The sequence below is a fragment of the Streptomyces sp. NPDC060198 genome (assembly GCF_042728415.1).
Lineage (GTDB): Bacteria > Actinomycetota > Actinomycetes > Streptomycetales > Streptomycetaceae > Streptomyces.
The window spans coordinates 35,133-41,950 of sequence record NZ_JBHWZJ010000017.1 but is presented as its reverse complement, the minus strand read 5'-3'; the positions used below and the strand labels follow the sequence as shown (position 1 = coordinate 41,950).

Sequence of the window (6,818 nt, the reverse complement as noted above, 5' to 3'; positions counted from 1 at the left end):
CCCGGGCGGCGCTGCCCGGGACCGGCCCCCGGTCGGTCATTCCTTGCGGTGGACGCGGTCGGGGAGGATCCGCAGCAGGACCCGCTCCCCCTCGGCGACCCTGAGCCGGTCGCTGCCGGTCCACTTGGTGAAGGTGGTGCGGGCCAGGGCGAGGGCGGCCTCGCCGGGCTCGACGGCCACGACCCGGCCGCGGATCTCGATGTAGCGGCGGCTGTTGACCGAGTCCATCAGCAGGATGTTCACGCGCGGATCGGCCACCACGTTGCGGTACTTCTGCCGGGAGTCGTTGGTGCCGACGAGAACGTGCTCGTCGTCGGCGTGCGGCCAGACGAGGCTGGTCTGCGGGGTGCCGTCGGGCATCAGGGTGGTGAACGCCCCGAGGGTGCGGGCGGCGGCCAGCTCGCGGACGTCGGCGTCAAGCACCGGCGGTCACCGTCCCGGTGCCGAGGCCGGCGACCTGCGGCAGCACCTGGGACGCCGTCAGTTCGGTGGCGGCCCGGACCTCGGCGTACGGGATGCCGCCCACGTCGATGGCGAGCAGGTGCAGATCGTGGCCCCACGCCTCGTGCAGCCTGCCGAGCTTGTCGACGACTTCGGCGGGGCTGCCGCAGATCGCCGGTCCCTGGTCGCCGATGTAGGTGTCGAAGTCGGGCGGGGTGGTGTGGTGGGTGGTGCCGGGCTTCCTCACGGTGAGGTAGTTGTTCATGTACTGCTCCCAGACGGTCCGGGCGCGCTGGGAGGACTCGGCGACGAACACATGGCTGGCGGCGCCGAGCCGGCCGGGCGGACCGGCGTGCCCGCGCTCGCGCCACAGGTTCCGGTAGGCGTCGAAGACCGGGACGAACAGGCCGGGTTCGCGGGCGGTGGTACCGACCACCAGGGGGAGCTGGTGGTCGACGGCGAGGTGGACCGAGTCGAGGCCGATGCCACCGCTGATCCACAGCGGGGCGCGCTCCTGCACGGGCCTGGGCTGCACGGTCACGCCCGTCAGAGGGGGGCGGAACTCCCCCTGCCAGGTGACGTTCTCCTCGGACCACAGGCGCAGCAGCAGTTCGGTGTTCTCTCGTTTGCGCGCGGCCTTGGTGGCGGGGTCCTGGCCGAAGACGGTGTACGGGTCGGGGAAGAAGGAGGCCCCCGCCATCAGTTCGAGGCGGCCGTCGGAGAGCAGGTCGACCAGGGCGTAGTCCTCGGCGACGAGGACCGGGTCGCGGTTGGCGACCAGAGTGGTGCCGGTGGCGAGCCGGATGGTCGAGGTGTGTTCGGCGATGGCCGCCAGGACCGGTGCGGGGGAAGGGATCACGTCGCGTTCCCCGAAGTGGTGTTCGCCGATGGTGTACCAGGCGAAGCCTGCCTGCTCCGCCTCCGCGGCGGCCCGGACCACGTCGCGCAGTCGCTGCCGCCGGGTGAGCGTCTCGCCGGTGAGCGGGTCGGGGAGAAGGCTGCCGAACGTGATGAGCCCTAGCTCCATGTGAGGTCCTCCGTCGTGCCGTGGGTGCGCCGGTCGCCGGGGACGGCGGCCAGCAGTTCTTCGGTGTAGGGGTGGGTGGGGTCCCGCAGGACCTGCTCGGCGGGGCCGCTCTCCACGATCCGGCCGTGCCGCATGACGGCGATCCGGTCGCTGACCTGCGCGACCACCGCGAGGTCGTGGGAGATGAAGAGGTAGCTGAGGCCGTGCCGCTCCTGGAGGCCGGTGAGGAGTTCGAGGATGCGGGCCTGGACGGTGACGTCGAGCGCGGAGACGGGCTCGTCGCAGACCAGGAGTTCGGGACCGAGCGCCAGTGCGCGGGCGATGGCGACACGCTGCCGCTGCCCGCCGGAGAGCTCGGCCGCCTTGCGGTCCTCGGTCCCCGGCGCCAGGGCCACGTCGTCCAGCAGCCGGCGTACGGTCGCCGCCCGCTCGGCCCGGTCCCCGACGCCGTGGTTGCGCAGTGGTTCGGTGAGGATCTCGCCCACGGTGAAGCGCGGATTCAGCGAGGCGTACGGGTTCTGGTAGACGAGCTGCATCCGGCGGTGGACCGCGCGCCGGGCGGAGCCCCTCAGTCCGGTGACCTCGCGGCCGTCGAGCAGCACGCTGCCGCTGTCGGCGCTCTCCAGGCCGAGGATCATGCGGGCGGTGGTGGACTTGCCGGAACCGGACTCCCCGACGAGTCCCAGGGTCTCGCCGCGGGCGAGGTCGAGGCTGACCCCGTCCACGGCGGTCCGCGTGCGGCGACGGGCGAGGCCGGTACCGCGGACGGGGAAGGACCGGGTCAGCCCGGTGACCCGGAGCAGCGGTCCGGGCGGCGGATCCTGGGCCCGTACGGAGTTCCGGCCCGGGCCGGAACCCGCCGCGGGCCCGGGGCCTTCGCCGGTGCGGGGTTCCCGTGCCCCGGGGGCCGGCGGCCGGGGCCGCCCGGGGCGCGCGGCCACCGTGGGGACGTCGGCCAGCAGCCGGCGGGTGTACGGGTCGCGGGGGTCGGTGAGCACCTGTTCGGTGGGGCCCGCTTCGACCACACGGGCCCGTGACATCACCACGACGTGCTGGGCGCGGTCCGCGACCACCGCCAGGTCGTGGGTGACCAGGAGCATCGCGGTGCCGGTGGTGGTGACGACTTCCTGCAGGTGGTCGAGGATCTGCCGCTGCACCGTGACGTCCAGCGCGGAGGTGGGTTCGTCGGCCACCAGGAGGCGGGGGCGGGCGGCGGTGGCCATGGCGATCAGGACGCGCTGGCGCATGCCGCCGGAGAGTTCGTGCGGGTACTGGCGGGCGCGCAGCGCGGGGTCGGGCAGCCCGGCCCCGGCGAGCAGGTCGACGGCGCGGCCTCCCGCTTCCCGGCGGGTCGCCAGTCCGTGCACCAGCAGCACTTCGGCGACCTGGCGGCCGACGGGTTTGACGGGGTCGAGGGAGACACCGGGGTCCTGCGGGACGAGGCCGACGTGTCGGCCCCGGACGTCCCGCCAGGCGCGTTCGCCGAGTCCGGTGAGTTCCTCGCCGCGGAGCCGGATCGATCCGGCCTCGACGGTTCCGCCGGCCGGCAGCAGTCCGACGAGGGCGTGGGCGGTACTGCTCTTGCCGGACCCGGACTCGCCCACCACGGCGGTGATCTGTCCGGCCGCCGCGGTGAGGTGGAGTCCTTCGACGGCGACCCGGCGGCCCGCGCCGGTGCCGTAGGCGACCCGCAGTCCCTCGACGACGAGCAAGGGGGGATCGGCGGTCTTGGCGGCCGCCGGGTCGGGCGGGCTCTCCCGGTGCGGGCTGTCCGTCGGGGTGCGCGGGGCGTTCATCGGCGTCCTCTTTCCGCTTCCAGGACCCGCGAGAGCCGGTTGGCGGCGAGCACGACGGCGGTCACGATGAGGCTGGGCAGGGTGGTGAGCCACCAGGCGGTGGCGAGGTAGTTGCGTCCGTCGGCGACCAGCGAGCCCCATTCGGGGGCGGGCGGGGGCTCCCCGTAGCCGAGGAAGCTGAGTCCGGCGATGGCGAGGACGACGAGACCGAAGTCGAGTGCGGCCAGGGCGAGTACGGGGCCGATGGCGGCGGGCAGGACGTAGCGCGGCAGTATCCGCCACCAGCGCGCGCCGCAGAGGATCGCCGCTTCGACGTACGGGGCGGTCCGCACCCGCAGCACCTCGGCGCGCATGAGCCGGGTGAAGGCCGCGACGCTGGTGACGCCGATGGCGAAGGCGACCTGGGCGGTGCCGAAACCGAGGGCGGTGATGACGGTGAGCGAGAGCAGCACCGGCGGCACCGACAGCATGACTTCGACGAGCCGCATGATGACGGAGTCGGCCCAGCGGCCGAAGAAGCCGGCGATCAACCCGAGCACGACTCCGCCGGCCAGGGCGATCGCGAGGGCGGCGACCGTGGCGCGCAGCGAGAGGGAGGCACCATGCACCACGCGTGCGTACACATCGCGCCCCAACTGGTCGGTCCCGAAGGGGTGTTCCGCGCTGGGGGCCCGGAACTGCTCGGCCGGCACGCCGATCAGCGGGTTGCGGCCGGTGAACCACTCGGGCACGACGGCCCAGCCGAGCACCAGCAGCAGGACCAGTACGGACAGGGTGACGCCGGGCGACCTCAGGGGCAGCGACAGGGCTCGCCGCAGCCGGCCGGGCCGGCCCGACGCGGGCTTCGCGTCGTCCTCGCGGTCCGCCGGCTCCGGCGGGCCGGACAGGGGCGGGGCAGCGGCCGGGGCGGTACGCGTCATGCCGCCACCAGCCGTCCGGTCGAGCGGATCCGCGGATCGAGCACCGGGTAGACCAGGTCGATCAGCAGGTTCACCACGGCGAACGCCACGGCGGCGACGACCACCACGCCCTGCACCACCGGCAGGTCCTGGGTGGCGACGGCCGACTGGGTGATGCGGCCCATGCCTGGCCGGGAGAAGACGGTCTCCACGATCACCGCGCCGCCGATCAGATAGCCGACCAGGAGTCCGACGACGGTGACGGCGGGGATGGCCGCGTTGCGCAGCCCGTGGCCGAACAGCAGCCGGACCCGGCCCGCTCCGGTGGAGCGGACCGTGTCGGCGTACGGTTCCTGCAGGGTGGTGTGCAGGCTCTTGCCCAGGACCTGGGCCACCAGCGCGGCCCCCGGGATCGCCAGGGTGCAGGCCGGCAAGACCAGGCTCTCGGCACCGGTGTCCCCGAGGGAGGGGAACACGTGCCATTGGAAGGACAGCAGTTGGATGAGGAGCAGTCCCACCCAGAAGGACGGCAGGGAGGCGGCGAGCGACGGCACGGAGCGCAGGAACTGCCGCAGCGGTGAACTCCGGGTGAGGTTCGCGGACACCCCGAGCAGGGTGCCGAGGACCAGCGCGAGACCGAGCGCGATGAGCCCCACCCGGAGGGTCGGCGGCATCGCGTCGGCGATCATCCTGGAGACCGGCTGACCGGTCTGGAGCGAGGCGCCGAAGTCCCCGTGCAGCGCGTCGACGAGCGCGGAGCCGTACTGGGTGAGCAGCGGGCGGTCGAAGCCGAGCTCCGCCCGGGCCTCGGCGATCTGCTGGGGCGTCAGTTCCTCGAAGCCGCCGCGTCCGCTGAGCATCAGCGCGACGGGGTCGCCGGGCAGCAGCCGCAGCGCGACGAAGGTGAGGGTGAACGCGGCCCAGACGACGAACAGCGCGCGTGATGCCCGGGTGGCCGCGTACAGGGCCGTGGTCACGGGTTCTCCTCCCCTCAGCCGAGCCAGGCGTCGTGCAGGTCGAGCCGGTTGGAGGCGTCGAGTTCGAGGCCGCCGACCTTGTCGGACACGCCGTGGACCTGGGCGCCCTCGTACAGGGGAACCGTGTCGGCGTGGTCGAGGAGCCAGTCGACGGCGGAGGTCACGGCTTCCTGCCGGCTCTTCTCGTCGGGGGCCGCGGCCTGCTTCTCCAGGAAGCCGTCGAGATCGCTCGGCGGCAGGTGCCAGAGGTTGGAGCCCTTGCTGTAGAAGAGGTTGCGCAGCACGTCCGGGTCGGCCCGGCTGACGCCGACGGCCGTGAGGTCGAACTGGCCCTTGCCCTGCTGCTCGACGTACGCGGCCGGCGGGACCGCCTTGAGCTTCACGTCGACGCCGATCTTGCGCAGCTGGGCCTGGACCGCCTCGTCGGCGGGCGGCATGGGCGCCGGGATCAGCCAGGTGAGGCTGAGGGGCTTGCCGTTCTTGGCCCGGATGCCGCCGGCGCCCTTCTTCCAGCCGGCTTCGTCGAGCAGGGCTCCGGCTCCTTCGGGGTCGTACCGGAGCTTGTCACCCGCGCTCTTGTAGAACGGGGTGGCCGAGGACAGCACACTGGTGGCGGGCTTGTACGCGGAGCTGAAGACGGTCTGTACCAGTTCCTGCCGGTCGACGCCGATGAGCAGCGCCCGGCGCACCTTCTGGTCGGCCAGGATTCCCTTGTGGTTGAGGGAGAGCGGGGGCACGACGCCGGGGGCGGGCGAGGAGAGGATCCGGAAGCCGTTGCCCTTGAAGCGGACCTCGTCGGTGGGCTGCAATGCCTTGGCGATCTGGACCTGCCCGGAGCCGAGGGCGCCGGAGCGGGCCCCGCCCTCGGGGATGAACGAGAACGTCACGCTGTCGAGGTGGGCCGCGCCCTTCGTGGTGGCCAGGGACGAGGGCCAGGCGTAGTCCGCGCGCTTCTTCAGCACGGCTTCCTGATTGGCGGTGTAGTGGTCGAGGACGTACGGGCCGGAGCCGATGAACGAGCCGCGGCAGCGTTCGGCGGCGGAGGCGGAGAAGGTGGCCGGCGACAGGATGCCGAGCCCGGTGGTCGAGGTCGCCTGCAGGAACTGGGCGTTGGGCGCGTCGAATTTCACCGTCAGCCGCTGGGCCCCGTCCACGGTGGTTCCCTCGTAGCCGCGCAGATAGCTGGGCGCCCCGTTGGCGGGAAGCTTCACCAGGTTGTCGAACGTGGCCTTGACCGCGGCGGCGTCGACGGGTTTGCCGTCGCTGAAGGTGGCGCCCTCGCGCAGTACGAAGGTGAAGGCGCGGCCGTCGGCGCTGGTCTCGAAGGACGTGGCGAGCCAGGGGACGATGCGACCGGTCTTCGGGTCCTGGTCGGTGAGGGTGTCGACGACGGAGCGCGAGATGTCCAGGGCCGCTATCTGGCCGGTCTGCTGCGGGTCCAGGCAGGAGGGGTCCGCCTCGGAGCCGATGAGCAGGGTGCCGCCGTCGCGGGGCGTGCCACCGCTCGCCCCGGCGTTCTCCGTACCGCCGCCGGAGCAGGCGGCGACGGGGAGGGTGACGGCCAGCAGCGCGAGGGCGAGGCGGAGCCGTGGGCGGTGGTCCGGCCCGGTGGTTCTTGGGGACATCGGGGTGCCTCTCTGAGGTGCGGGGTGCGGGTGGTGCGGACGTGCGGGGGGTT

At 73.0% G+C, this 6,818-nt stretch carries 6 protein-coding genes; all 6 read right to left on the bottom strand.

The features are described from left to right. Positions 1-36 precede the first annotated feature (36 nt). From ACFWEP_RS04685 to ACFWEP_RS04660, 6 genes are read right to left on the bottom strand one after another with little or no spacing between them, the layout of a single operon-like run. Complete coding sequence (locus tag ACFWEP_RS04685) at positions 37-423, bottom strand: TIGR03618 family F420-dependent PPOX class oxidoreductase (RefSeq protein WP_328718532.1); 387 nt, start codon at positions 421-423, stop codon at positions 37-39. Then, a complete protein-coding gene (locus ACFWEP_RS04680) occupies positions 416-1,468 on the bottom strand; it encodes an LLM class flavin-dependent oxidoreductase (RefSeq protein WP_387365525.1) in 1,053 nt (350 codons plus the stop codon). Before ACFWEP_RS04680 ends, ACFWEP_RS04685 begins: the two co-directional genes overlap by 8 nt. Further along, positions 1,459-3,264, bottom strand: coding sequence for a dipeptide ABC transporter ATP-binding protein (locus ACFWEP_RS04675; protein ID WP_387365522.1), 1,806 nt, complete (start codon positions 3,262-3,264; stop codon positions 1,459-1,461). Before ACFWEP_RS04675 ends, ACFWEP_RS04680 begins: the two co-directional genes overlap by 10 nt. Continuing rightward, positions 3,261-4,184 carry an ABC transporter permease gene (locus ACFWEP_RS04670; protein WP_387365519.1) on the bottom strand — a complete coding sequence of 308 codons (924 nt, stop codon included), beginning with the start codon at positions 4,182-4,184 and terminating at the stop codon, positions 3,261-3,263. The genes ACFWEP_RS04675 and ACFWEP_RS04670 overlap by 4 nt, the downstream gene beginning before the upstream one ends. Then, positions 4,181-5,140, bottom strand: a complete 960-nt coding sequence (locus ACFWEP_RS04665; protein WP_328718536.1) for an ABC transporter permease — start codon at positions 5,138-5,140, stop codon at positions 4,181-4,183. The genes ACFWEP_RS04670 and ACFWEP_RS04665 overlap by 4 nt, the downstream gene beginning before the upstream one ends. Before the next feature lie 14 nt (positions 5,141-5,154). Continuing rightward, entirely contained in the window at positions 5,155-6,765 is a 1,611-nt protein-coding gene (locus tag ACFWEP_RS04660) for an ABC transporter substrate-binding protein (protein WP_387365516.1), read from the bottom strand. Between the last annotated feature and the right edge of the window lie 53 nt (positions 6,766-6,818).